The 25039-nt window shown below is 40.6% G+C and carries 28 protein-coding genes; 13 read left to right on the top strand and 15 right to left on the bottom strand.

All coding sequences use genetic code 11. The features are described from left to right. Window positions 1-422: 422 nt before the first annotated feature. The 4 genes from GTU69_RS04225 to ftsY all read right to left on the bottom strand — a co-directional run bounded on the left by GTU69_RS04225 (window position 423) and on the right by ftsY (window position 4059). Window positions 423-1091, bottom strand: coding sequence for a DUF2057 family protein (locus GTU69_RS04225; protein WP_166168456.1), 669 nt, complete (start codon window positions 1089-1091; stop codon window positions 423-425). A 210-nt stretch (window positions 1092-1301) separates the two neighbouring features. After that, window positions 1302-1895 carry a nitroreductase family protein gene (locus tag GTU69_RS04220; RefSeq protein WP_166168453.1) on the bottom strand — a complete coding sequence of 198 codons (594 nt, stop codon included), beginning with the start codon at window positions 1893-1895 and terminating at the stop codon, window positions 1302-1304. 187 nt (window positions 1896-2082) lie between these two features. Further along, on the bottom strand, window positions 2083-2769 hold the full coding sequence (locus tag GTU69_RS04215) for a nitroreductase family protein (protein ID WP_166168450.1): 687 nt from the start codon (window positions 2767-2769) through the stop codon (window positions 2083-2085). Between the two features lie 174 nt (window positions 2770-2943). Next, the gene (ftsY, locus tag GTU69_RS04210) at window positions 2944-4059 is read right to left on the bottom strand and encodes a signal recognition particle-docking protein FtsY (protein WP_166168447.1); all 1116 of its coding nucleotides are present in this window, start codon (window positions 4057-4059) and stop codon (window positions 2944-2946) included. A 252-nt stretch (window positions 4060-4311) separates the two neighbouring features. On the opposite strand from ftsY, the gene GTU69_RS04205 reads away from it, so the two are divergent. Both GTU69_RS04205 and GTU69_RS04200 read left to right on the top strand, forming a co-directional pair. After that, complete coding sequence (locus GTU69_RS04205; protein WP_166168443.1) at window positions 4312-5625, top strand: pitrilysin family protein; 1314 nt, start codon at window positions 4312-4314, stop codon at window positions 5623-5625. A gap of 11 nt (window positions 5626-5636) precedes the next feature. Continuing rightward, complete coding sequence (locus GTU69_RS04200) at window positions 5637-7220, top strand: pitrilysin family protein (protein ID WP_166168440.1); 1584 nt, start codon at window positions 5637-5639, stop codon at window positions 7218-7220. Here the strand turns inward: GTU69_RS04200 and GTU69_RS04195 are convergent. Both GTU69_RS04195 and GTU69_RS04190 read right to left on the bottom strand, forming a co-directional pair. Beyond that, window positions 7147-7467: a hypothetical protein gene (locus GTU69_RS04195; RefSeq protein ID WP_166168437.1), complete on the bottom strand. Its 321-nt coding sequence runs from the start codon at window positions 7465-7467 to the stop codon at window positions 7147-7149. The two genes, GTU69_RS04200 and GTU69_RS04195, sit on opposite strands and share 74 nt — an antisense overlap. 108 nt (window positions 7468-7575) lie before the next feature. Continuing rightward, window positions 7576-7935 (bottom strand): hypothetical protein, encoded by a 360-nt coding sequence (locus GTU69_RS04190; RefSeq protein ID WP_166168434.1) that lies wholly within the window; start codon window positions 7933-7935, stop codon window positions 7576-7578. A 220-nt stretch (window positions 7936-8155) separates the two neighbouring features. On the opposite strand from GTU69_RS04190, the gene GTU69_RS04185 reads away from it, so the two are divergent. The 3 genes from GTU69_RS04185 (at window position 8156) to GTU69_RS04175 (ending at window position 9467) form a co-directional block, all read left to right on the top strand. Beyond that, window positions 8156-8389: a hypothetical protein gene (locus GTU69_RS04185; RefSeq protein WP_166168431.1), complete on the top strand. Its 234-nt coding sequence runs from the start codon at window positions 8156-8158 to the stop codon at window positions 8387-8389. Between the two features lie 139 nt (window positions 8390-8528). Beyond that, window positions 8529-8903: a DUF2750 domain-containing protein gene (locus GTU69_RS04180; RefSeq protein ID WP_166168428.1), complete on the top strand. Its 375-nt coding sequence runs from the start codon at window positions 8529-8531 to the stop codon at window positions 8901-8903. 132 nt (window positions 8904-9035) lie between these two features. After that, window positions 9036-9467 (top strand): CBS domain-containing protein, encoded by a 432-nt coding sequence (locus tag GTU69_RS04175; RefSeq protein WP_086196295.1) that lies wholly within the window; start codon window positions 9036-9038, stop codon window positions 9465-9467. A 162-nt stretch (window positions 9468-9629) separates the two neighbouring features. On the opposite strand, the gene trpB is transcribed toward GTU69_RS04175, so the two are convergent. From trpB to GTU69_RS04130, 9 genes are all read right to left on the bottom strand, one after another. Further along, on the bottom strand, window positions 9630-10838 hold the full coding sequence (trpB, locus tag GTU69_RS04170; protein WP_166168425.1) for a tryptophan synthase subunit beta: 1209 nt from the start codon (window positions 10836-10838) through the stop codon (window positions 9630-9632). Window positions 10839-10883: 45 nt separating this feature from the next. Further along, window positions 10884-12071 carry a VWA domain-containing protein gene (locus GTU69_RS04165; protein WP_166168422.1) on the bottom strand — a complete coding sequence of 396 codons (1188 nt, stop codon included), beginning with the start codon at window positions 12069-12071 and terminating at the stop codon, window positions 10884-10886. Between the two features lie 13 nt (window positions 12072-12084). Continuing rightward, window positions 12085-12936 (bottom strand): MoxR family ATPase, encoded by an 852-nt coding sequence (locus tag GTU69_RS04160; protein WP_166168419.1) that lies wholly within the window; start codon window positions 12934-12936, stop codon window positions 12085-12087. Between the two features lie 21 nt (window positions 12937-12957). Next, complete coding sequence (locus GTU69_RS04155; protein WP_086196299.1) at window positions 12958-13341, bottom strand: hypothetical protein; 384 nt, start codon at window positions 13339-13341, stop codon at window positions 12958-12960. A gap of 22 nt (window positions 13342-13363) precedes the next feature. Beyond that, complete coding sequence (locus tag GTU69_RS04150) at window positions 13364-13672, bottom strand: YcgL domain-containing protein (protein ID WP_166168475.1); 309 nt, start codon at window positions 13670-13672, stop codon at window positions 13364-13366. A gap of 129 nt (window positions 13673-13801) precedes the next feature. Further along, window positions 13802-14944, bottom strand: coding sequence for an HRDC domain-containing protein (locus GTU69_RS04145; RefSeq protein ID WP_166168416.1), 1143 nt, complete (start codon window positions 14942-14944; stop codon window positions 13802-13804). Window positions 14945-15170: 226 nt separating this feature from the next. Next, window positions 15171-15767, bottom strand: coding sequence for a recombination mediator RecR (gene recR, locus GTU69_RS04140; RefSeq protein ID WP_092819481.1), 597 nt, complete (start codon window positions 15765-15767; stop codon window positions 15171-15173). Between the two features lie 12 nt (window positions 15768-15779). Further along, a complete protein-coding gene (locus tag GTU69_RS04135) occupies window positions 15780-16109 on the bottom strand; it encodes a YbaB/EbfC family nucleoid-associated protein (protein WP_086196303.1) in 330 nt (109 codons plus the stop codon). Between the two features lie 40 nt (window positions 16110-16149). Beyond that, complete coding sequence (locus GTU69_RS04130) at window positions 16150-17337, bottom strand: O-succinylhomoserine sulfhydrylase (RefSeq protein WP_166168413.1); 1188 nt, start codon at window positions 17335-17337, stop codon at window positions 16150-16152. 135 nt (window positions 17338-17472) lie between these two features. Between GTU69_RS04130 and GTU69_RS04125 the strand changes: the two genes are divergently transcribed. The 8 genes from GTU69_RS04125 (at window position 17473) to cydB (ending at window position 25028) form a co-directional block, all read left to right on the top strand. Next, a complete protein-coding gene (locus GTU69_RS04125) occupies window positions 17473-18564 on the top strand; it encodes an alpha/beta fold hydrolase (protein WP_166168410.1) in 1092 nt (363 codons plus the stop codon). A 10-nt stretch (window positions 18565-18574) separates the two neighbouring features. Continuing rightward, on the top strand, window positions 18575-19447 hold the full coding sequence (locus GTU69_RS04120) for an NAD(P)-dependent oxidoreductase (RefSeq protein WP_166168407.1): 873 nt from the start codon (window positions 18575-18577) through the stop codon (window positions 19445-19447). A gap of 81 nt (window positions 19448-19528) precedes the next feature. Then, window positions 19529-19798, top strand: a complete 270-nt coding sequence (locus GTU69_RS04115) for a YARHG domain-containing protein (protein ID WP_086196306.1) — start codon at window positions 19529-19531, stop codon at window positions 19796-19798. A 32-nt stretch (window positions 19799-19830) separates the two neighbouring features. Next, window positions 19831-20244, top strand: a complete 414-nt coding sequence (locus tag GTU69_RS04110) for an HIT family protein (RefSeq protein WP_086196307.1) — start codon at window positions 19831-19833, stop codon at window positions 20242-20244. 299 nt (window positions 20245-20543) lie between these two features. After that, a complete protein-coding gene (locus GTU69_RS04105; protein WP_166168404.1) occupies window positions 20544-21662 on the top strand; it encodes a porin in 1119 nt (372 codons plus the stop codon). 446 nt (window positions 21663-22108) lie between these two features. Then, window positions 22109-22300 (top strand): cytochrome oxidase putative small subunit CydP, encoded by a 192-nt coding sequence (gene cydP / locus GTU69_RS04100; protein ID WP_086196309.1) that lies wholly within the window; start codon window positions 22109-22111, stop codon window positions 22298-22300. Further along, complete coding sequence (locus GTU69_RS04095; protein ID WP_166168401.1) at window positions 22300-23886, top strand: cytochrome ubiquinol oxidase subunit I; 1587 nt, start codon at window positions 22300-22302, stop codon at window positions 23884-23886. Before cydP ends, GTU69_RS04095 begins: the two co-directional genes overlap by 1 nt. Next, window positions 23883-25028: a cytochrome d ubiquinol oxidase subunit II gene (gene cydB / locus GTU69_RS04090; RefSeq protein WP_086196311.1), complete on the top strand. Its 1146-nt coding sequence runs from the start codon at window positions 23883-23885 to the stop codon at window positions 25026-25028. Before GTU69_RS04095 ends, cydB begins: the two co-directional genes overlap by 4 nt. The last annotated feature ends 11 nt before the right edge of the window (window positions 25029-25039 follow it).

Raw genomic sequence — 25039 nt, 5'->3', positions numbered from 1 at the left:
GTAATTTCTACCATCAATCAATGAAAATAATTTCGATCAATCAACCAGTAAAAATCCACACAAGTTGTTCTTCATAATCTCTTAATGATCTATTCCCTACCTCATCAGTAGAAAATATAACGCAATAAACATTTAACAACTTAACCTATTCAGCTAAGTTCGCTTGCTGTATCGCGTCGGGATGCAGCGTATTCTATAGAGTTTTTAAATCAACACAACCCCTATTATAGAATTTTCTCTAATTTTACATTCGAGTGTTTGTTTTTTAACCCAAGAAGGTATTTTTAGCATATTTAAAGACTATTTTGAGTGTTTTTTACACATTGCAACATTCATTTTTTAGATAATTTTTACCATTTTAATTTTTATTCGTCCTTCTCAAAATAATAAAACCAGCTTTAGGCTGGTTTTATTGAGATTTATTAATTGGAATGCTCTGCTAGCCATGACATAAACTTCTGACGTTCTGCTTTATTTGCTTTTTGCCATAATTGAATCAGTTGCTGATCAGCAGTTACTCCTGAAGTTAACGACTCACTAGAAGTAGCTGCCACCATTTTTGATTGCACTGCTGCTTGTGTATATATAGGTGCTGGCTGATTCTGCAAAGCTGTTTTCTTTTGAGTCAAATCTGTAGTTTTTGAAAATATACCTTGTCCTAACCATGGTTTTTGTTCTGTGTTTGCACCTACTTGCTGCACCAGCATCTGATTATTTTTATCAAACAATGCCACCACAGGTTGTTCAGCATATTTTTTTGCAGCTTCAAAATTTGCCGGTGCATTAATCAGATCCAGTCGATATTCTTCACCATCTTGCAAAATGGGCGTGCGGACAGTCACTACAGATGATTTCACAATATCGTGTTCACCATTCAAATGTTCAAAATACTGAGTGTAACGCATACTAATATTGCTAATACCTGCATCAACTTTGTATTGATTGTTCTTGGCACGAAATAATCCCGTATTAACTTCCTGATCATTCACCGCTAGAATTTTAATTTCTTCTGGTGCTGAAATAGTAACGGCTGAAAATGCCGCACTACTTACCATCAATGCAGCTGCAGCAAAAGTTAATTTTAGGCTCATCCCACTATCTCTTCTTTGAATATTAAAAATAAATTGCACTATGCAATTAACAAATGACAATTTTATGACAAAGCTATTTTTAATACAGCTGTATTTTCAAGACTTTGTTGAGATAAGCTTTGCAGCTTAATTGATTTATCTATCATCACTTTATCAATAAAAAGAGTGCCGTTTCAGCACTCTCTTAACTTGACTTAAGTAAAACATTGATCAGTCAAATCTTTTGAAACGGATACTATCATCAAGAAATGTTTTTTCTCCCGCTGGTACTTCAATTGAACCAAACACCAATTCGGCACGTAATTTCCAGTTTTTTGGAATATCGAAGGTGGCTGCCACTTCATCATCAATCACGGGATTGTAATGCTGCAAGGAAGCACCAATATGCTGTTCTGCCAATGATGCCCATACAGCAAACTGTGCAATGCCAGTCGAATGCTCTGACCATGCTGGAAAATGCTCAGCATATAAGGGGAATTGTTCTTGGAGAGATTTTACCGCATCCTGATCTTCAAAAAACAGTACCGTGCCATAACCGGCTGCAAAACTGTTAATTTTTGCATTAGTACTTGCAAATGAATCTTCTGGCACAATTTTACGTAATGTTTCACGTACGATACTCCAGAATTTCGCATGTGATTCTCCATATAGAGTCACGATACGTGAAGTTTGTGAATTGAAAGCCGAAGGGCTATTTCGTACTGCCTCTTTAATAATCTCTTCGATTTGATCAGCTGCGATCGGAACGTTTTGACCAATTGCATAAATAGTACGGCGTTGTTTCATATGGGCTAAAAATGACATGGCTCACCTTCTTGGAATTTTAATAACCGTAATTAGAATATATTGATCTTATGTTAATTTTAGAAGTATTCCGCAATTAAAAAAGTGACATTGTGTTTTATTTATAGAATAGTTTTATAGTTGATTTTCAACCGATATAAAACAATAAAGCACCTATAAAAAATGCTTTATTGATATCACGATCAGATTAATTCAGAATTCTAAATCGTTCAGCATTTTGAGGTTCTTGTTTAATCTCTGCTTCTTGTTCAATGGAACCAAAAACCAGCTGTGCTCGCAGCAACCAAGATTCATTAATGTGAAAATGTTCCGCAACTGCCGTATCTATACTCGGATTATAATGCTGCAGACAGGCACCGATGCCTGAATCAGCCAAGGCTGTCCATACTGCATATTGCGCCATACCCGATGTCTGTTCTGACCAGATTGGAAAATCATCAGCATTAAAAGGAATTTTCTTTTGCAATTTTTGAATAATGTTCTGATCTTCATAGAACAATACCGTTCCATACCCTGCCATGCATTGATCTATTTTCATTGCTGTACCGGCGAATACATGTACGGCGACTAGTTTACGTTGTACTTCTTTAACAATTTCCCAAAATTGCTTATGGGAATCACCAAACAACACCACAATTCTAGAACTTTGACAATTTAATGCAGATGGACAGCTTCGCACAGCCTCTTGAATCAACTCTGCCAAATAGGCCTGGCTAAAATGAACCTTTCTTCCTAGAACATAAATACTGCGACGTTTTTTTAATTGATCAACAAATGTTAATTCATTCACCTCTTCAACAGCTCTTTTTTTAAATTTCAATTCTTTGGTGATATCTGTGGTAAGGACATGACCAATTTTCTCTAATAATGCCACAACAGTACTCCCCAATAAGAATGCTAAAGCTTTTAAGATTTTTTCATATTCTAACGGTTTTATAAGGCTGAGCTTTGGATCTGGGATTTTTGAATGTTGTTTTTTAAATCAAACAATTATCACTAAAACAACAAACTCCGCATTTAGCGGAGTTTGTGTGAAATATCACGCATTTTACTTTTCAGTTTCGAATAATGCTGCAACAAATGATTTTGCCGAAAATGGACGTAGATCATCAATTTTCTCACCCACACCAATAAAGCGAATAGGTACATGGGTACGGCTGGCGATATTAAATAGCACCCCGCCTTTAGCCGTGCCATCGAGCTTGGTAATAGTGAGCCCTGTCAAGCCAACAGCTTCATCAAACATTTCAACCTGATTAATTGCATTTTGACCAGTACCCGCATCCACCACCAGCATAATCTCATGCGGTGCTGTCGCATCAATTTTTTGCATCACACGTTTTACTTTGGTCAACTCTTGCATTAAATGACCTTTGTTATGCAAACGACCCGCAGTATCAGCAATCAGCACATCCACGCCTTTGGCACGTGCACTTTCAAAAGCATCAAAAATGACGGATGCACTGTCTGCACCATGACCCTGTGCAACCACTGAAATATTGTTGCGTTCGCCCCAAATTTGTAATTGTTCTGTTGCTGCAGCACGGAAGGTATCGCCCGCAGCCAGCATGACTTTTTTGCCTTCGCCTTGCAAACGTTTTGCCAACTTACCAATCGTAGTGGTTTTACCCACGCCATTAACCCCTACCACCAAAATCACAAATGGTTTTTTATTTGGATCAATATGTAAAGGCTTAACACGCGGAGCAAGCAATGCCACCAATTCTTCTTGCAACGCTTTATAAAGCGAATGTGAATAAATCAGATCACCACGTGCAGTACGTTCAGTTAAATTGGCAATAATGGTTTTGGTTGCATCTACACCAATATCTGCAACCAGTAATTGCTCTTCCACTTCTTCCAGCAATTCATCATCGATTTCTTTACCACCAATGAGAATGTTGACCATACCATCGGCAAGGTTTTTACGGGTTTTGGTCAAGCCTTCTTTCATGCGGCTAAAAAAGCCACCTTTAGACGTAGCGCCTTGCTCTATTTCTGTTTGCTCGGTTTCTGTGGCTACAGGCGCAGAAACAGTAGCTTGTTTATTTTGAGTTTCAACAATAGGGATATTTACCGCAGGTAAATTCGGTAAAGTGACATCGTCATCCCCGATATCAGCATCAATCAAAAATTTATTTTGCCCATTAGATTGCTGTTGCATGCCGAATCCTTGAAAAGCATAGCGTTAAAAAACAAGGATTCTAGCATAGTTTTGTCCTGCGTTTTCCAATAGACACTGAACACACCAAAAACCAACAACTTAACCTTTGCTTTCAAGCAAAAGTTTCTGAAAAATGATCATAAATATAATTTATGACTGGGGGTAAATCTTGTGCTCGAAAGCAGCTACCCACTTTTTTTAAAGCCGTCTTTTTTTAAAAATCCAGTTTTAACGCTCACATTGGCTTTATTGATGCTTCAAAGTGGCTGGGTACATGCAGACACTCGCAGTAAACTGACACCTACGACCTTTGAAACTACACTCAAAAACGGTTTAAAAGTAATTATTCGGGAAGATCACCGTTCTCCTATGGTCATGACGCAAATCTGGTACCGGGTAGGCAGCAGTGATGAATCGGGGAACTTATTAGGCATTTCGCATGTACTGGAACATATGATGTTTAAAGGTACGCAAAAAGTTCCCGATGATGAATTTACCCGCTTAAGCCGTATGTATGGTGGGCGCATCAATGCTTCAACTTTTACCAATTACACCAATTATTACCAGCTCTACCCTAAAACCTATTTCCCACTGGCTTTAGAACTTGAAGCAGACAGGATGAGCAACCTGTTATTACGTCAGCAGGATTTTGATCCTGAAATTAAAGTGGTAATGGAAGAACGGCGCCTACGCACAGATGACAATCCCCGATCCCTAGCTTTCGAACGTTTTAAATGGATCACCTATCCAACCAGCCATTATCGCCAACCGGTGATTGGCCACATGAAAAATCTGCAAAACATTCGACTTGAAGATATCAAAAAATGGTATCGTGACTGGTATAGCCCCAATAATGCTCTCCTTGTGATTGTCGGTGATGTCGACACTGAACAAACCTTGCTGCAAGTACAAAAGTATTTTGCCGATATCCCTGTCAGAAAAACCCCGCCACGCAATGACGTATTAGAATTTGACCATATCGGTTATCGCCATATGGAATTGAATTTTCCAGTAAAAGTAGCAAACCTGCTTATGGCCTGGAACGTGCGCTCACTGGCTACAGCCCAAAATCCGCAAGATGCTTATGCCTTAACCATCATCAAGAACATCTTGGACAGTGGAATTTCTTCACGACTACAAGATCGTCTGGTTAGGGACAAAAAAATATTAACCTCGGTCAGTGTGTCTTATGATCCTTATAGCCGCGGAGATAGCTTATTGAGTATTTCAGCCTTGCCTACAGACGGATTGAGTTTGCCAGAGGCAGAACAAGCCATTCAAGCTGAAATTGAGCTGCTCAAAACGGAGCTGGTCAAACCCACAGAAATCAAGCGAGTGACAGCTAAATATGTCTCCAATTTAGTCTATAGTCAGGATGACATTGCCGGACAAGCCCAGATGATCGGCAATCTAGAGATTAACGGTTTAAGTTTTCGCTTAATGGATGAACTGCCCAAACATTTTGAAACTGTCACCCCGCAAGATATACACCGCGTGGCGAATATTTATTTCAGCAGTGACAATTTGAGTACCTTATACCTTTTTCCTGAAAATAAAACCCAATAGTGGAATTTGCCATGTTCAAGCTGCATTCTTGCCTTATCTTTGTTTCTATGATGATCTGGGTTCAAGCAGCAAGTGCTGAAATTGATTTAAATACCCTTCCCGATGACAATCTGACACAGCTGAAATCCATTCCACTGCTACAAAGTTTAAAAATCAGCAATCCACAAAATCAATTTCATGCCCCTTATGTGCATGATCTCAAAAACAAATATAATGTTCGTACGCTATTTGTGGAATCGCAAGACCTACCCATGGTCGATATTCAACTGACCTTTAATGCTGGCTCGGCCCGGGATGAAGAAATCGCACCAGGTTTATTTGGTATTGCTAATATGGCAGCAAAACTGATTGATGAAGGAACAGAAAAATATACGGCCAATGAAATTGCCCATATTTTTGAAAATGTAGGGGCACGATTTAGTGCTCAGGCGTATCGGGACATGTTTATTGTAAAATTACGGGTATTGTCTGAGCCTAAAAACCTTGAACCGGCTATAGCCATGCTGCTGGGAGTACTCAACCATTCCACCTTTAAAAAACCCAGTATCGATCTGGTATTAAGCAATACTCAAGTCGGCCAGAAACAGATTCAGGAAAGCCCTGGCCGCATGATGAGTATTTTATTTTACCGTGCTTTATATGGAAAACATGCCTATGCCGAACCCATTACCGGGACTCAGCGCAGTATTAGCAAAATCACACAAGAACAATTACAACAATTTAGCAATCAATTTCTAGTGGCTCAGAATCTGAACATTGCCATTACCGGTCAACTCAGTCCCAAACAGGCACAGCAACTTTCTGAACGCATTGCTGGCAATTTAAAACAAGGTAAAAAAGCCAAACCACTGGCTCAACCCATCGATAAATCAGGTTTTGATATTCGCCAAATCAAGTTTAACTCCAGTCAGGCGCATGTCATGATGGGACAACTGGGCCCTACACGTTTTGATCCGGATCGACTCGCCCTGGAAGTGGCCAACCAGATGTTTGGCGGAAGTGGTTTTAATTCTATCTTAATGAAAGAACTACGGATTAAGCGCGGTTTTACCTATGGGGCTTATAGTTCATTTTCATTTAGTCAGGCGCCAGGAATGTTCAGTTTTAGTTATTCAACCCGACAAGACCAGTTGCTCGACAGCATACAGGTTGCTCATCAAGCCTTGATCAATTTTGTCAGCCAACCTATTAACCCAAAACAGCTGGAAGAAACCAAGGCCGGCATGTTACGCGCTTTTCCGAATAATTATAGTAGTAATGCCAGTATCAATGCACAGTTAGGTTCGCTAGGATTTTACAATCAGCCCGCTGACTACCTGAGCAATTATCCCCAATTATTAGAAAAAATTACCGTGCAAGATGTTCAGAATGCCCTTCAAAAACATCTGCACCCTGAACGCCTCACTATTATTGTGGTCAATGATAAATTAGACAAAGCCGCGCTGGAGACAATACTTAAACAAGATTTAAGTCCCCAAGTTCACTCAAACACGCCTTCGGTTGAGCCAATCCCTAAAACAATTATTGCTCCGCCTGTAAAGGAGGTAACTGATGAGCCTGTGTCATCTCCAGATGATGCGCCTGCATCAATTTGAAATATTGTGCATAAGGAATCTGAGGTTGCTGTATCAAGAGCAGAGCCATTTCTTGGGTCGCCGGATAATTGGCTTGAGCTGAAAGTTGCACTACATTTTCAAATTGTTTAACAGTAATGGGACGATGCAAGGCAATGAAAGCAAGAATCAGAATAATGGCAATGATTGTAACGACAAATCCGTTATAAATATCTTCCAGCTTTATTTGAGATTTTAATTGAACAATTTTTTGTACAGCGCTATGCATAACCTACCTCGAATTCAAGGTAGTGTAGGATGCAGAATAAAGAAGCACAAGCAGATTTGCTCAATTTCGCCATATTTACCACAGAAATCAAGCAAATCAATTCAGCGATTAGACAATGACATTCCGGATTACTGCAAAGTAAAGCACCAGTGCGATAATCACTAATACCACTAGAATTGCAAAAGCCCCCACTCCTCTTTCAGCATGCACGGGATGCAGTTCATCATCGTCCGCTATGCGCAGCAACTCACCATTATAGATACTATAAAAATCCTCACGTTGCTGTATATCAAGCTGGCGAGTAAAATCATAAACTCTTTTACGCTGTGCCAAACAATAATTACCCAAGTGAATTTCCTGATGGAAAATGGCTTCGTCTAAATTTTTACGATGCTGATGTGCAAGTTCAATGATTTGATCTGCAGTAGGAGGCAAATCGAATGTAAAACCATCTAATGTTTTTGTCATATTATTCTCCTTATATTTTCAAACTCTCATTAACATACTAAGCAAAAATCATTTTGTATATTGTTTAATCATGTAACCTTGAATTTAATAATATAGCCCATAGATATTGTTTGACAATTTAGATTCGATGTAATATTAATTTAACAATACCTAGTTAAATTAGTTTCAAGAGAAACTTATTAGTCTATCTAGCAATCATAATTACAATAAGGAGTTTACTATGATTCAACAACTCTCTCATCAAGACCTAGAACATGCATATGCAGATGCAGTCAATACCATTCAGTCTCAAATGAATTTTGCAGATGCAGTTCAAAAACTGGAAGAAGTGGCTCGTGCCGGACATGGTAAAGCTGCCTTATTTTTAGCAGAACTTTATTATCAAGGTTTCCGGGTAGAACGCGACTCACTCAAAGCACAATATTGGCAGAAACTGGCCACGATGCAAGCCTAATCAAACGTCACCAAGGTGGCGTTTTTTAATGCTTTCTGTTTTTAAATACATATTTATTTACATAGTTTCTCAAAGCTTACACTGAACTTTCATCTTCATTCCTTACAATAAATGCTGAATTCACTACATGTATTCGGGTATGAATCAAATTAATTCATTACAGCCTATTCCTAAAGACTTATTTTTTAAGATCACGATTTTAAAATCTATGATGTATTGTGGTGTACTGTGGGGTTTATATCATCAGCAGGGTTGGGCCATGATGTCTGACCATGAAGATTTTATTTTTCCCTTTTGGCTAAACGGTCTACAGGCACAAAAATATGCCGAACGTCATTGGCCAAATTATACACCACGTAAGATTACCTCAGCTGATTTTCAGGACTTGCTGTTACCAACACTCACTCGTTTAAATGTTACCCCCGCACTTTGTAATTCATCTAGCCAAAAATTTAAATTGACCACACAACAGATGCGGCATTTCTTTTTTGCTGAATCTTTACAATCTGCTTGAGGGTTTGCGGCAAATATTAAAAGTGAAATTCAGAGAAATGTAAATTTTTATTAATGACCTGAAAAGTATTTGCATTTTTCTGATTTCGCGCTAAGTTTAATGTCAAATAAGGAACAAAAAGGATGATAATAAATGACTAATGTTGCACAAGTTATTCACGATAAAATTGATAAAACCATTTTTACGATTGATCCAGAATCAACGGTACTTGAAGCAATTTCGCTTATGGCAGATAAAGGCATTGGTGCACTGGTCGTGACTGATCAAGAGAAAGTGGTCGGTATTCTTTCTGAACGTGATTACATGCGTAAAGTGACGTTGATGGAACGGACCTCTAAAGAAACGACAGTCGGTGAAATCATGACTGCTAAAGTACTGACCGTGACTAAATCCACCAGTGTTGAAGACTGTTTAAGTTTAATGACTGATCGCCATTTACGTCATCTTCCTGTAGTTGAAAATTCAAAACTGGTAGGGTTAATCTCGATTGGTGATTTGGTCAAAGCCGTAATGGAAGATCAGCGCAAATTAATCGATCAATTGCAGCAATATATCGCCAGTTAAGATTTAAAGCACATTAAAAAACCTCTCGAAATGAGAGGTTTTTTTAATCCCTTTAAAGCTCCCTTTCATAAAGAGAGACTTTAGCTATCTTCTTATAAAGATGGAAAAAGAAACCTTCTTTAAAAAAATGAGCACATATGATGTAAGAGGGAGATTTTATAATTAGTTCAAGCCTAATTTTTCCGCCACATAATCCGAGTCTTTATCGCCACGACCCGAAACATTCACGACAATTTTCACATCTTTCGCCATTTTTGGTGCTTCACGCAAAGCCCAGGCGACTGCATGAGAACTTTCAAGTGCAGGAACAATTCCCTCTACACGTGAAAGTGTCATAAAAGCATCCAGACATTCCTGATCTGTTGCTGAGGTATATTCCACACGGCCCAAGTCTTTCAACAAGCTGTGCTGTGGACCTACGCCCGGATAATCCAGACCTGAAGCAATCGAATGTACCGGCAAAGGCTCACCCTGTTCATCTTCAAGGACATAACATGCCATTCCGTGAAGCTGGCTTGGTTTACCCAAAGTCAGGGTAGCTGAGTGCATCGTGGTATCCAGACCATGGCCCGCAGGTTCTACACCTACTAGTTTTACATCGGCATCGTTTAAAAATGCAGAAAAGGCACCCATGGCATTTGAACCACCACCAACACAAGCTACGATATAATCCGGGTTTGAACCAAAACGGTCATTAGTCTGAACTTTAATTTCATCACCAATAATTGCCTGAAAGTCACGCACCATTTTCGGGAATGGATGTGGACCAACCACTGAACCAATCGCATAAATAAAGTTTTTCGGGTCTTTGAGATATTCTTCAAACGCGCTGTCTACTGCATCTTTTAATGTTGCCGTACCACGGGTAACAGAAATCAGGTTGGCACCCAAGATCTTCATCTTCACCACGTTCGGATGTTCTTTTTCAATATCCACTTGCCCCATATGAATTTCACATGGAATACCGACTAAGGCACATGCAGTTGCAAGTGCCACACCATGCTGGCCTGCACCCGTTTCAGCAATGACTTTTTTCTTACCCATGTACTTGGCAAGCAAAGCTTCGCCTAGGCAATGATTAATCTTATGTGCACCGGTGTGATTTAAATCTTCACGTTTCAGGTAAATTTGCGCTCCACCCAATTGGTCAGACAAACGTTTGGCATGAAACAGCGGACTTGGACGACCCACATAGTTGGCAAATAAATCAGCTAGTTCATTCTGGAATTCTGCAGTATGGCGAATTTGCTCATACGCGACATTAATTTCATCCATCGCTTCTTTTAAATGAGGCGGAATAAACTGACCACCGTATTGTCCAAAGAAACCTTCTTCATTGGGTAATGGGATGCCATTAATTTGATGATCCATTTTCAATTCCTTCATTTAAAAAGAACGCATTTAATTTCAATACGTTTAACGAGCCAAATATTTTGTCATGTCTTCCACACCCTTTAAGGTCATGGGATACATATGATCTTCAAAGATTTGTTTGATCTGACCAATGGTATGGGTGTAATGCCAATAACTGTCTTGTTCTGGATTAAGCCAGGCCGTCTTTTCAAAATGTTGACGTAAACGCTGTAACCAGACATTACCTGCTTCATCATTCATATATTCAACAGAACCACCCACTGAGTTCAGCTCATAAGGTGCCATACTGGCATCCCCTACCACAATTACCCGATAGTCGCGCCCATAAGTATTGAATAAATCCCAGGTATTCATGCGGGTATTAGAACGGCGGATATTGTCTTTCCAGACATAATCATACAAACAGTTATGAAAATAAAAATATTCTAAAGTTTTAAATTCGGTTTTGGCCGCACTGAACAGTTTTTCACATTCAGCGATATACGAGTCCATCGACCCACCAACATCGAACAACATCAGCACTTTAATACGGTTGCGACGTTCCGGAACCAGCTGTACATCTAAAATACCTTGCTTGGCGGTTTCACGAATCGTGCTGTTAATATCCAGTTCTTCAGCTGCGCCTTGACGGGCAAACTTGCGTAAACGGCGGAGTGCCATTTGCATTTGCCGTGTACCTAAAATCTGTTCATCATCCAGGTTTTGGTATTTACGCTGTTCCCAAACCTTAACCGCAGAACGTTTACGTCCCGGCCCACCAATACGCACACCTTCAGGATGATCACCATACGCCCCAAAGGGTGAGGTGCCACCGGTACCAATCATCTTGTTACCGCCTTGATGCTTCTTATGCTGCTCACGAAGACGCTCTTCCAGCATCTTCATCAGCTCTTCCAGTGAGCCAGCTTTTTTCAATTCTTCCCGCTGCTCAGGCGTGAGATGCTTTTCCAGAAGTTCCAGATCAAACCAGTCTTTTGGTAACTTATGCACCTGATTAAGCAAATCATCCAGATCAAAAGTGGAGATGCCATCAAAGTAATCTTTCATGGCTCGATCAAACTTGTCAAAGAAACGCTCATCTTTAACCATAACCGTTTTGGCGAGTCCATAGAACTCTTCCTGATTGGCAAACACCAAGCCTGAAGCTACAGCTTCATTCAGATCAATCAGTTCACGGGTTGATACTGGCACACCGTATTTGCGTAAGGTATAAAACAATCGCACAAACATGCGTGTTTCTCCCTTAGCGACGCGACATAAAGGCTAAACGTTCAAGCAACTGCACATCTTGCTCGTTTTTAATCAGGGCACCATACAAGGGTGGAATCGCTTTGGATTTATCATGCTTGCGTAAAATATCTTCAGGCATATCATCAGCCATCAGCAGGCTTAACCAGTCAATCAGCTCAGAAGTGGATGGTGGTTTTTTTAAGCCCGGAATATGGCGAAGCTTGAAGAATACTTGTAAAGCTTCATTCACCAAAGCTGCAGACACTTGCGGGAAATGCACGTCAATAATTTCACGCATGGTCGCTTCATCAGGGAATTCAATATAATGGAAAAAACAGCGGCGTAAGAACGCATCTGGCAGTTCTTTTTCATTATTTGAAGTAATAATCACGATTGGACGCTGTGTCGCCGTGATGGTTTCCCCTGTTTCATAAACAAAAAATGACATTTTGTCGAGTTCATGCAATAAGTCATTCGGAAACTCAATGTCTGCTTTATCAATTTCATCAATCAACAAGACACAGCGTTGTTCACTGGTGAAGGCTTCCCACAATTTTCCAGGCTTGATGTAGTTTTTAATGTCATAAACACGGTCATCACCTAACTGGCTATCACGCAAACGCGATACAGCATCGTATTCATACAGGCCTTGCTGTGCTTTTGTGGTCGACTTGATGTGCCAAGTGAGTAGCTTCAGTCCCAAGCTTTCTGCGACTTGTTCGGCAAGCAGGGTTTTACCTGTTCCCGGCTCACCTTTAACCAAAAGCGGCTTTTGCAAGCTACGTGCTGCTTTAACGGCAAGTTTTAAACTATCAGTCGCAATGTACTGATCTGTACCAAGAAATTGTTGAGTATCCACAGACATGATTTAACCTTATTGTTTTATTTAAAGCGGTGAACTATTGTTGTTTGCGACAAACTTTGCTTTGTTGGCCATATATTTTGACCATAAAGCGCCAATGATCAGGCCAAGCCCGATCACAAAGAGAATGAGAGAAGCATTGGTCCAGACCAAAGCTTTTTCTTTGGTTAAAAGACCAAATAGCAATCCAAAAAAAGCCGGAGCGATAGCAGCATTATTTCCTTCAGAAACTGTCGGCGTGAGTAAAATGGCAAAGCCGATGAGCCATGTCATTCCACCTAGCGGCTTAGGCAAACGTTTTGCAATAACATACCAGGCCCAAAGAATAATTACGCTTCCTAGCAGATATACCGTGACGGCAATGCTATCTTCAGGAATTGAATCTAGTAGTGAAAAAAAACTATTCATCGTTACAACTCCTGATTAGCCTTTAAGCGCCACGCAGCCCTTCGGGTGCAACCGCATTCGGATTGATTAATCCTTCTGGAGGGACTTGAATAAAGAAACCTTTGGTTTCAATAGAGTCAATCACATGTAATACATTGACACGCGCCAGTTTACGGCTTTCGGTTAACTCCAAATCCATAACAAAAGTTGCACGACCAAATGCAACACGCATCGCTTCTGGCAAGATTTCCAGCGGATTTACTGCCTCAGCTTCATTCTCAGAAGTTTCTGAACGGGCGATGTAAAGATACATTTCGTCTTTTTTGCTAGATTTAAAAATTGAACAGTGCATAGTTGAAACAGGACTCATAAAACTCAGCACAAAGCATACATTAAAAAAAAGACCGATACATTAGTGATTATTAACGCATCAGTCGTGATTGTGTGTAAATGTTAATTCTTTGAACAAAATGGTTAAAAATTAATCCATCACTTTCATTTGCGTAGACAGATAACTTTCATCTGCATGTAACACATCAATCAGTGGCTTGGTCAGAACATCATAGCGCCAACCAAGCAGATAAGCGGGCAAATCCTGTTCATCATTATGAAATACCACATGCTGATATAGTGCATTGAGCCATTTTTTACGCATCAATACTTCTTTAGGTACCGTAGTTTCCTGCACCACGGCCTGAATGACATTCTCCACTCTTTCACCAATTTCTTTGGATGAGTGACGAATTGGACGTGCCATACGCAGTGGCCATTCTGCCTGTTCAGGCAAAAACTTAAGTAGGTCCAGAATGGTTTTACCATACTCACGCACAATATTTTGACGAATATCTTTAATACTAGACAACTGGAAATGATTACGCGGATTTTTTTCCACCAGATCAATCAGGGTGGAATTTTTCAGAATAAAGCTGCGAGGATAATTCAAGGCTTTGACCATCTGTTCGCGCCACACAGCCAGTTGTTGCAACTGCATCAATTGACGGCGTGAATGCCGGTAGTTTCCAATATCGTGATAAAGCAACTCTAGAGGTGTTTCCTGACCAATTTCATGGGTCAGATGACGGCAATCTTCCAGGGCAAAATCCAGTAAGTGCTTATCGCCTAATTCCTGCTGGATCTTATTCGATAGATTCATCAGATATAGTACGTCATTCGCCGCATAGGTGAGTTGCTCAGAGCTTAACGGACGCGCCAACCAGTCAGATCGGGTCTGGTCTTTATCAATGTCCACATCCAGCATGTGCTTTAACGCATTTTGATAGCTTACCTGTAGCCCATGACCTAAAAAAGACATGCCAATCTGGGTATCAAAAACATTGCTTAGGCTTTTTTGCTGTGAGTAATGATAAATTAAATCAATATCTTCACTGCAGGCATGGAAAATATTCTGCTGGGCCTGAAACAATTTTTTCCAGAATGCCGACAGGTCTAAACTTGTGCCATCAAGTAAAAAAACCCGATCCGCAACATTAATTTGAAATACACCGAGTTTAGGCCAAAGAGTATCCACCTTGATGAATTCGGTATCCAATCCATAAATGGATGTCTGCCCCATCAAGTGCAGAATATCTTCTAAATCTTTTTGTTGATGAATGAACTGAAACATATTACCGAGTCTAAAAGCAGATTCTCTTGAAAAGTATATTAACCGATATATAACATTTAGATATAACAAAATCTACATCTAGCGTATATATTCACCATATTTTAATATTTAAATAAAAAATCAACATTTTTTTATATTTTTTTTGTATAAGTTTAAGACTATTTTTCTCGTAAATGCCACCCAGTTCTTATTCTTGTCAAAAATAATGAAATAAGCACCTGGGTACTTATTTCATACGCATACGATTATGCACCGCCTGACTTAAAGTATGACTATCCACATATTCAAGTTCTCCCCCTTGAGGAACACCTTGAGCAATCCGAGTCATTTGAATCGGTAAATGCTTGGTTGCTTCAACCAGATAATGTGCTGTCGCCTGACCTTCTACAGTAGCATTGGTTGCCAATATAACTTCTGAAACCGTGCCCTGACTCAGGCGCTGAATCAGATAGGGAATCCCGATTTCTTCCGGCCCAATTCCGTCCAGTGGAGACAAATGTCCACCCAGCACATGGTATTTACCCCGAAAACTGCCACTTTGTTCAATCGCCATCACATCTGCTGGTGATTCCACCACACAGAGCAGCTGATCATCACGTTCATGCGAAAGACAGATATCGCAGACTTCATTTTCAGTGAGCGAATGACAAACACTACATTCCTGAATATAGGTAGCTGCTTCATTTAAAGCATGTGCCAGCCCGACTGCACCTTCCCTGTTTTTCATGATCAGGTGTAATGCCATGCGCTGAGCCGATTTCGGCCCAACACTTGGCAAAATCCGTAAGGCTTGAACCAGTTGATCAAATCGATCACTAAACACTGGACGTATTCCTTAGAATAAACCTGAAAGACCTGGTGGCAAGCCCATACCAGAATTTGCCGCTTTCATTTTTTCCTCAGAAATCGCTTCAGCCTGACGTGCAGCATCATTCATTGCAGCCGCGATTAAGTCTTCAATCATGTCAGCATCGTCTTGCAGCAATTCAGGGCTGATTTCGATACGTTTTACCACGTTACGGCAAGTCATGGTGACTTTTACCAGACCGCCGCCTGCTTCAGCATGAACTTCAGTTTGCGCAAGCTGCTCTTTGGCCTTTTTAACATTGGCTTCCATATCTTTTTGCATGCGCTGTGCTTGCTGCATCAACATGTTAATGTTCATAAAATACTCCGAACACAAAACTTAAAAATAAGATAAAAAATTAAATTAAATCTAAACCACGACTAATGTCGCGAATAATATCATCAATATCTTCCAAACCAACAGATACACGGATTAATCCTTCACGAATCCCTGCAGCTTCTTTGGCTTCTGGTGAAAGCTTACCGTGAGTGGTAGTTGCTGGATGAGTAATAGTTGATTTCACATCGCCCAGGTTACCGGTAATGGAAATAAACTGGGTATTGTCGATAACTTTCCAAGCCCCGTCACGCCCACCTTTGACTTCAAAGGACACAATACCGCCGAAACCGCTTTGCTGTTTGGCTGCAAGCTCATGACCGATATGTGAAGGCAAACCAGCGTAATACACTTTTTCTACTTTGTCGTGCTGATTTAAGAATTCAGCCAGTTTTTGTGCATTTGCTGAATGTTCACGCATACGTAAACGCAGAGTTTCCAGACCTTTTAAGAAAACCCAGGCATTAAATGGGCTCATTGACGGGCCAGTGGTGCGAACATAACCAAATACTTCTTCAAGCAATTTGTGATTACCTACCACAGCACCACCCAATGCGCGACCTTGACCATCCAGATATTTGGTTGCTGAATAGACAACCAGGTCAGCCCCTAATTTAATTGGCTGTTGCAATACTGGCGTACAGAAGCTGTTATCAATCGCCAGTAATGCACAATTGGCATGAGCCAGATCCGCCAAGGCCTGAATATCGGCAATTTCAGCCAGTGGATTGGACGGAGATTCAACAAACAGTAATTTGGTTTCAGGCTTGATTGCATTTTTCCACGCATCAAGATCGGTTAAATCAACAAAATCGACTGCTATACCAAATTTAGCCACGTATTTTTCAAAAAGAGAAACCGTTGAACCAAACACCGCACGTGAACAGATGACGTGATCGCCCAGTTTCAAATAAGACATAGCCACAGCCATGATGGCCGCCATGCCAGTACTGGTTGCAACAGCACGTTCCGCACCATCTAATGCGGCAAGGCGCTTTTCAAACATCGCAACTGTCGGATTGGTAAAGCGCGAATAAATGTTGCCAGGTTCCTGACCAGAAAACTTAGCTGCGGCTTCTGCTGCATTTTCATAGACGAATGATGAAGTGAGAAAAATCGGCTCACCATGCTCGCCTTCAAAACTGCGTGTATGACCTGTACGAATGGCTAAGGTATCTAATTGGTATTCAATGTCGTCTTGTTGGCTCATTTGTATTACCCAGTCCTGGACTGTATTGCTAATAATTGCCAACATTTTGAGCGTCTATGGCATTTAAGGTCAAGGTATAATGCATAAATATCGCCTACACTTCGATCAATCCCCCATATGTCAGCATCCCCAGCAATGATTCAAGTTAAAAATAAAATTGCCAAACATAAAAGCAAACTCAAAAACCTGTCAAAGACTTTATTTAACTCAAAATCACTGGTTTTATCGCAAGCCACTCCCTATGAAGTCATTGCAGAGTACAAACAGACCCGAGTGCGCTATTACGCCTCATTAGATAAGCAATATAAAGAACCCCTGGTTTTTGTTGCTCCCCTTGCAATCAACATGGCCATTTACGACCTGTATCCCTACCGTTCATTGGTAAAACACTTTCAACATAGTGGCTTTGATGTCTATTTAATCGAATGGGGTCGATATAGCTATCGAGATCGTTTCCTCAATTTCATGTCATTTATTGATGATGCCATTCCGCATTGTATAGACCAGATCCGAACTCACTCGCATAGTGATGAAATTTCACTGCATGGCTGGAGTATGGCCGGTGTATTTGTCATGTTGTATTGCGCATTGCAAAAACCGAACCATGTTAAAAATTTAATTGTATTGGGCAGTCCGGTGGACAGTCATGCATCAGGCCGTACCGGCAAACTTTTTCAAAAGGCCAATCAACTGATTGCCAAAAACAAAACCCTGCAAAACAAAATTTACTCAGGAACGGTACCCAAGCATCTGATTCATAGTCCAGGCATACTAAATTCACTCGGTTTTAAAATGATTGATCCTGTGGGATGGATACAAAGCCAGAAACAGCTTCTAGCAAACCTCGATAACCTGCAAGCCTTATATGAACACGCCACCATGGGTAATTTCCTGAACCAGATGATTGACTATCCAGGCGGTATCAATCAGGACATGATTTTTAATGTCTGGCTACAAAATCCGCTCAAAAACGGTGTTATCAGATTACAGGATAAGCATATCGAATTAAAACATATAGCCTGCTCTTTACTGGTAGGCGCGGGTCGTAGCGATCGGATTGTTTCCAAAGAGGCCGTTAAACCTTTAATTGAATTGACAAATAGTCAGGATGTCACGTTTACTCTTATCCCGGGTGGTCATTTGGGACTCATGTCTAGCCAGTCCAGTGCCAACGAGTTCTGGCCTTTCATGACCACCTGGCTAAAACAGAGATCGAGCAAAATATAAAGGAAACATCATGATTCAGTCAGTTGCATTTATCGGCTTAGGCGCAATGGGTTACCGTATGGCAGCACATTTACCTCAACATTTTGATACGGTCTATGTATGGAACCGTAATTTCGAAAAAGCCAAACAGCATGCAACTGAATATGGCACCCAAGCTGTAGAACTTGAGCAAGCGGTTCAGGCCGATATCATTTTTTCTTGCCTGCCAACGAGCAAGGAAGTTGAAGATCTTATTGCAACGGTTCAGATTAAATCGGGTGCGGTATGGGTCGATTGCACCAGTGGTGTTCCCGAATCGGCAAAAAAGCTCAGCCAACAATTAAAAATATCGAATGTGGATTTTCTGGATGCACCGGTGAGCGGGCAAACCATTGGTGCGGAAAATGGCACATTAACCGTAATGATTGGTGGTGAAGCTGCTGCTTTTGAAAAAGCCCTTCCTGCAATTCAAGCCTTCGGCAAACTGATTAAACATGTTGGTGAATCAGGTGCAGGTTTCGCAGTCAAAGCAGTGAACAATATGCTATTAGCCGTCAATCTCTGTTCAGTGGCCGAAGGTTTCACCACCTTAAAAGCGCATGGGGTAAATCTGCATGAAGCTTTAGACTGCATTAATGCGTCAAGCGGTAAAAGTGGCGTAACGGAAATGGTGTTGCCACAACGTATTTTAAATCGTGCCTTCCCGCTGACTTTTGCTCTGCCATTATTGGCAAAAGATACCGGAATTGCACTTGATCTGGTTCGTGATGCCAAACTGTCAGCACCGGTAATTGCCTTGACTCAAAGTCTGATTCAGGCAGCCAGTAATTTAGCAGAAAAAGACAGTGACTTTTCTAGTGCTGTGAAAATGTACGAATCTTGGAATAAAATTACACTTGAGTAATTACTCGCCATTGAATAATAATAAATAAACCTAATATTGTGTAGAAGTGCTCTACACAATATTCTCACAGAGGAAACCCTCATGACCAAGCTTAGTGTTGCAGTTTTGGCTAGTTTTACAACTTTCTTTGGGGCAACTGCTTTTGCAGCGACAGCAGAGCAAGAGTGCCAACAATTAAAAAATGACCATGATGTCATTTATGCCTCTAAAGGTTTTTGCTTTAAAGACCCGGAAGCCAAGGCCAAGTTCGGCAATGACAATTGTTATACAACCAAGCCAAAATTTTCAGAAAAAGAGCAACAACGACTTGACGCCATCAAAGATCGTCAGAAAGAATTGAACTGTAAATAATTACAGTACCCAATCACTTTCAAGGACTAGACATGCTTTACGATGATCAAAATATTTTTGCACGAATTATCCGTAATGAACTTCCTGCAATAAAAGTGTATGAGGACGAACAGGTTCTGGCTTTTATGGACATTATGCCCCAGGCAGAAGGTCATACGTTGGTCATCCCGAAAACACCTGCAATTACCTTACTCGATCTGCCACCTGATGCCGCTGCCTATACCATTCAGATTGTGCAAAGAATTGCCCAGGCAATGAAAATAGCACTTGATGTTCAAGGTATTGTACTGATGCAACTTTCAGGTGCATCTGCTGGTCAAACTGTTCCACATGTACATTTTCACCTCATTCCAAGTTCAGTGCATGAGCTTGGAAAACATGCATTACATATGGGTGATCAGGAAAAAATTAAAGCACTGGCTGAAAAGATTAAAGCTGAACTTTAAAATTCACTCGAATTTTAATTTGTAAAAAATGGAGCGAAAGCTCCATTTTTTTATATTTGAGATTGAATCAACTCATCTCACAGATTTTAATAAAAATTTAAATTATTGAAAAATAATAAAATATATTATTTTTTTAATCCTCTTCGTAATAAAACTGTCATATAGCTTTCACTTCACTGTCACAAAGTTTGCAGATACTGCTTAGCAAGTTGGTGAGCTTTTGTAATTTTTTGTACACAAGCAAACTAAAAAGAAGGCAAGGCGAATGCCATTTTAAAAAGTGTTTTGGAGAAATCTTGATGAAAAAATTGCTTCTAGCAGCTGCTGTTGCGGCAATGGGTGTAAGCGCAGCACAAGCGGCACCAACTTTATATGGTAAACTGAACGTGTCTATCGACCAAGTTGATAACTACGATTTCAAAGGTAACGATATTTCTGAAGTAAGCTCGCATGCTTCACGTCTTGGTGTTAAAGGCGAAGAAAAATTAACTGATAACCTGTCTGCTGTTTACCAAGCAGAATGGGCGGTTTCTACTGATGGTGAAGGTTCAGACACTGACTGGAGCGCGCGTAACCGCTTCCTAGGTGTAAAATGGGCTGGTATCGGTACACTAAAAGCTGGTCAATATGACTCTTACTTCAAAACCTCTGCAGGTAGTGCACAAGACATTTTCAACGACCATACTCGTCTTGATATGACTAAAGTATTGCATGGTGAAGAGCGTCTTAAAAACGTAATAGGTTTTGAAACTGACAAGAAATTACTTGGTGGCGTTCAATTTAGCATTATGGCGCAACAGGGTGAAAACACTGCTTCTCAATATACAACAGAAAAACGTGATAGCTTTGGTGATGCAGTTTCAACTTCTTTAAGCTATGACAATAAAGACCTTGGTCTTGCTCTAGCTGTTGCAGCTAATATGGGTGTACAGGGTGACTATAACGCTTATGGCTTAAAAGATGTTGAATCTGATGCTGTGCGTGTAACTGGTTCTTATAACTTTAAAGCTGCTGGTCTACCAGGTTTAACTTTAGGTGCTTTATGGCAACAAGCTGAACTTTCTGACTCTCCGTCAGCTACAGTTCTAGCAGCTACAGTAGAAAAAGGCTCAAATCCAACTAAGAACTTAAAACCTGAAGCAGCTTCTCTAGAAGAACAAGCAATGGGTATTACTGCAGCTTACAAATTTGCAGACACTCCATGGACTGTTAAAGCTGAATATATCACTGCTGAAACAACTGCTACTGGCGTAAAAGACCGCACAATCGACCAGTATGGTCTTGGTGTAGACTATAACTTCAACAAACAAGCTCGTATGTATGGTGTAGTTGCTTCACAAGAACGTGATTGGGAAACTGGTGTTGGTAAAGATGACACTATGACTGTATTCGGCCTGGGTATGGAATATAACTTCTAAGCCCTCTTCATTTACTTAGAAAGCTATTAAAAAGACCACATTCCTGTGGTCTTTTTTTTGAGGCAAGAATTTTAACTTCTTCTCTCATTCCTCTTGCATTTTAAGTCACGGTGTTTAATTGGATTTATATAAAACATATTAAATGGAATTTTAAACAAGAATAATTATCAATTAATTATTTATATCCCCTAAAAAGATACAAGTGTTTTAGTTGGAGTTAAAAGTATATATAAGTATTTTAGTCAGAATTAAAAATTAAATACGCAGTGTTTTAGTCAACTTAATAATCGCAAAAAATCAGTATATTTTTTATCACAACCTTAACATAAATTATTGTTTTAAAAAACAAATATAATATATTTTTATTTTAATTGTTTCATCTATTTATTTTTAGTTATTTTTTGTTTAATAATATAGATCAAGTTTAAAAAAATAGGCTTATTTGTATGAGCTTAATACCGAAAGATTACAATCAACGTTTAGTTCGAGAGATCGCAATCATATTAATAATCAAGGTTGCTCTCCTACTGACGATTAAACACATCTGGTTCGATGCCCCTACTATTCCTCAAAATTTTGACACTCAAGTTGCCGAGCATATTGCTGGCAGCCCTTCCCAAATCAAGGAGACACGTTGATGATTTCTGAAAGCGTGGTCGATCTTTCGCGGTTCCAATTTGCAATGACCGCGTTGTATCACTTTATATTTGTACCTCTTACACTTGGTCTGGCTTTTATTCTTGCCATTATGGAAACCACCTATGTGATTTCCGGTAAAGAAATTTATAAGGACATGACCAAATTCTGGGGAAAACTTTTTGGTATTAACTTTGCCTTAGGTGTTACCACAGGTTTAACCATGGAGTTCCAGTTTGGTACAAACTGGGCGTACTATTCGCATTATGTCGGTGACATTTTTGGTGCGCCACTCGCTATTGAAGGATTAATGGCATTTTTCTTGGAATCGACTTTTATTGGTCTATTCTTCTTCGGCTGGGACCGGCTTTCCAAAGTTCAGCATTTAGGCGTGACCTGGCTGGTTGCACTGGGTTCCAACATGTCGGCACTTTGGATTTTAGTCGCCAATGGCTGGATGCAAAACCCTGTGGGCGCAGAGTTCAACTTTGAAACCATGCGTATGGAGCTGGTTGACTTCGGCGCACTGATTTTCAACCCGGTGGCTCAGGTTAAATTTGTCCATACAGTATCTTCAGGTTATGTCACTGGTGCCGTTTTCGTTTTAGCGATTTCCAGTTTCTACATGCTGAAAAAACGTGATTTACCTTTTGCACGCCGTTCTTTCGCTATTGCGGCAATCTTTGGTTTAGCCTCTACATTCTCAGTTATTTTACTGGGTGATGAATCAGGTTATGAACTGGGCGATGTACAAAAAACCAAATTGGCTGCAATTGAAGCAGAATGGGAAACTCACCCAGCACCTGCTCCATTTACATTGTTTGGTATTCCAAATCGGGAAGAACAACGCACTGACTACGCCATCAAAATTCCATATGTGATGGGTATCATTGCAACACGTTCTCTTGATAAAGAAGTGACTGGCCTGAAAGACCTGATGGTTCAACATGAGCTTCGTATCCGTAATGGTATGACTGCATATGCCGAACTTGAAAAACTTCGTGCAGGCGACCGCTCACCAGCGCTGATGGCTTCGTTCAAAGAAAATCAGAAAGACTTGGGCTATGGCTTACTTCTTAAAAAATACACACCAAATGTAGTAGATGCTTCTGAAGAGCAAATCAAAGCAGCAACCAAAGATACAGTTCCTAACGTAACTGCCCTGTTCTTCTCGTTCCGTGCCATGGTCGCTTCTGGTTTCTTGATGCTGCTTCTGTTTGTCCTTGCAACTTTTGCAGTCGCTAAACGTAATGCAGAAAGCAAACCTTGGTTACTTAAATTTGCGCTGTACGGCTTACCATTACCATGGATTGCTACACAAACTGGCTGGTATGTAGCTGAAGGTGGTCGTCAACCATGGACAATTGGTGAGGTTCTACCTACACATCTCTCTGCTTCAAGCTTAAGCACTGGTGATATTTGGGGTTCAATCCTGGCACTTGCAGCGTTCTATACAGTACTTCTAATTATCGAAATGTACTTGATGATCAAATTCGCTCGCTTAGGTCCAAGTTCTTTACATACTGGTAAATACCATTTTGAAAAAGGCGCTGATCAAAACCATGCTGCTGCGGAGGCTCAATCATGATCGAATATGAATTACTCAAAATAATCTGGTGGGTTTTGGTAGGTGTACTACTGATTGGCTTTGCCCTCACCGATGGCTTCGATATGGGCTCTATGGCAATCATGCCATTCGTGGGCAAAAACGATGAAGAGCGTCGTGCGGCAATTAATACCATTGCCCCGCACTGGGACGGTAATCAGGTTTGGTTCATTACAGCTGGTGGTGCACTGTTTGCTGCATGGCCAATGGTTTATGCAACCGCATTCTCCGGCATGTACTGGGCACTATTACTGGTGCTGTTTGCCCTGTTCTTAAGACCTGTAGGTTTTGACTACCGCTCTAAACTTGAGAACAAAAAATGGCGTAACTCTTGGGACTGGGGTTTGGCTGTTGGTGGTGCAGTTCCTGCTTTAGTCTTCGGTGTTGCCTTCGGTAATATGTTCCTGGGTGTGCCGTTTACTTTAGATGAAACCGTACGTTCAACTTATACTGGTAGCTTCTTTGCCCTGCTCAACCCATTTGCCCTGGTTTGTGGTATTGTCAGCTTATCTATGCTGAGTGCGCATGGTGGTGCGTGGTTGATGCTTCGTACCGATGGCGACTTACATGCACGTTCTGCCAAAGCAACTCAATTGATGGGTGTAGTATTCTTGGTTTGCTTCCTGGGCGCTGGAGCATGGTTATACTTCGGTAACATTGAAGGTTATACTTTAGCTCAACCATTTGATACCAATGGGGTTGCAAACCCTCTTGCCAAAGAAGTCATTACCAATGGCAACCATGGCTGGATGAATAACTACTCGACTTACCCAATCACTATGATTGCACCGATCATGGCAATCTTGGGAAGCCTGATTGTAATTGCCGCTGCTGCGAAAGCCAAAGCCGGATTAAGCTTCCTGGGCACATCGCTGATGGTAATTGGGGCAATTTTAACAGCTGGTTTTGCATTGTTCCCATTCCTTATGCCTTCAAGCATCAACCCTGTTGCCAGCTTGACCATGTGGGATGCCGTATCAAGTAAAAACACACTAACTGTAATGACTGTTGCTGCCTGTATTTTTGTTCCAATTATTTTGAGTTACACCACTTGGTGTTACTATAAGATGTGGGGCGTAATTACCAAAAAACATATTCAAGAGAATTCACACAGCCTGTACTAAGGCTGTGTTTT

This window comes from Acinetobacter sp. SA01 (assembly GCF_011319235.1).
GTDB lineage: Bacteria > Pseudomonadota > Gammaproteobacteria > Pseudomonadales > Moraxellaceae > Acinetobacter.
The sequence above is the reverse complement of the archived record's forward strand: the minus strand, read 5'-3'. Positions and strand labels throughout refer to the sequence as shown.

Bases quoted from the DNA above. Each gene is read 5' to 3' on its own strand.
- GTU69_RS04135 (WP_086196303.1), bottom strand. From the start codon at position 16,109: ATGAACATTAACATGTTGATGCAGCAAGCACAGCGCATGCAAAAAGAT.
- cydP (WP_086196309.1), top strand. From the start codon at position 22,109: ATGAGCTTAATACCGAAAGATTACAATCAACGTTTAGTTCGAGAGATC.
- GTU69_RS04225 (WP_166168456.1), bottom strand. From the start codon at position 1,091: ATGAGCCTAAAATTAACTTTTGCTGCAGCTGCATTGATGGTAAGTAGT.
- GTU69_RS04200 (WP_166168440.1), top strand. From the start codon at position 5,637: ATGTTCAAGCTGCATTCTTGCCTTATCTTTGTTTCTATGATGATCTGG.
- GTU69_RS04195 (WP_166168437.1), bottom strand. From the start codon at position 7,467: ATGCATAGCGCTGTACAAAAAATTGTTCAATTAAAATCTCAAATAAAG.
- GTU69_RS04115 (WP_086196306.1), top strand. From the start codon at position 19,529: ATGACCAAGCTTAGTGTTGCAGTTTTGGCTAGTTTTACAACTTTCTTT.
- GTU69_RS04190 (WP_166168434.1), bottom strand. From the start codon at position 7,935: ATGACAAAAACATTAGATGGTTTTACATTCGATTTGCCTCCTACTGCA.
- GTU69_RS04180 (WP_166168428.1), top strand. From the start codon at position 8,529: ATGAATCAAATTAATTCATTACAGCCTATTCCTAAAGACTTATTTTTT.
- GTU69_RS04205 (WP_166168443.1), top strand. From the start codon at position 4,312: ATGCTTCAAAGTGGCTGGGTACATGCAGACACTCGCAGTAAACTGACA.
- GTU69_RS04105 (WP_166168404.1), top strand. From the start codon at position 20,544: ATGAAAAAATTGCTTCTAGCAGCTGCTGTTGCGGCAATGGGTGTAAGC.
- GTU69_RS04145 (WP_166168416.1), bottom strand. From the start codon at position 14,944: ATGTTTCAGTTCATTCATCAACAAAAAGATTTAGAAGATATTCTGCAC.
- GTU69_RS04160 (WP_166168419.1), bottom strand. From the start codon at position 12,936: ATGTCTGTGGATACTCAACAATTTCTTGGTACAGATCAGTACATTGCG.
- GTU69_RS04125 (WP_166168410.1), top strand. From the start codon at position 17,473: ATGATTCAAGTTAAAAATAAAATTGCCAAACATAAAAGCAAACTCAAA.
- trpB (WP_166168425.1), bottom strand. From the start codon at position 10,838: ATGGATCATCAAATTAATGGCATCCCATTACCCAATGAAGAAGGTTTC.
- ftsY (WP_166168447.1), bottom strand. From the start codon at position 4,059: ATGCAACAGCAATCTAATGGGCAAAATAAATTTTTGATTGATGCTGAT.
- cydB (WP_086196311.1), top strand. From the start codon at position 23,883: ATGATCGAATATGAATTACTCAAAATAATCTGGTGGGTTTTGGTAGGT.
- GTU69_RS04185 (WP_166168431.1), top strand. From the start codon at position 8,156: ATGATTCAACAACTCTCTCATCAAGACCTAGAACATGCATATGCAGAT.
- GTU69_RS04095 (WP_166168401.1), top strand. From the start codon at position 22,300: ATGATTTCTGAAAGCGTGGTCGATCTTTCGCGGTTCCAATTTGCAATG.
- GTU69_RS04220 (WP_166168453.1), bottom strand. From the start codon at position 1,895: ATGTCATTTTTAGCCCATATGAAACAACGCCGTACTATTTATGCAATT.
- GTU69_RS04120 (WP_166168407.1), top strand. From the start codon at position 18,575: ATGATTCAGTCAGTTGCATTTATCGGCTTAGGCGCAATGGGTTACCGT.
- GTU69_RS04110 (WP_086196307.1), top strand. From the start codon at position 19,831: ATGCTTTACGATGATCAAAATATTTTTGCACGAATTATCCGTAATGAA.
- GTU69_RS04150 (WP_166168475.1), bottom strand. From the start codon at position 13,672: ATGCACTGTTCAATTTTTAAATCTAGCAAAAAAGACGAAATGTATCTT.
- GTU69_RS04130 (WP_166168413.1), bottom strand. From the start codon at position 17,337: ATGAGCCAACAAGACGACATTGAATACCAATTAGATACCTTAGCCATT.
- GTU69_RS04175 (WP_086196295.1), top strand. From the start codon at position 9,036: ATGACTAATGTTGCACAAGTTATTCACGATAAAATTGATAAAACCATT.
- GTU69_RS04155 (WP_086196299.1), bottom strand. From the start codon at position 13,341: ATGAATAGTTTTTTTTCACTACTAGATTCAATTCCTGAAGATAGCATT.
- GTU69_RS04165 (WP_166168422.1), bottom strand. From the start codon at position 12,071: ATGTTTGTGCGATTGTTTTATACCTTACGCAAATACGGTGTGCCAGTA.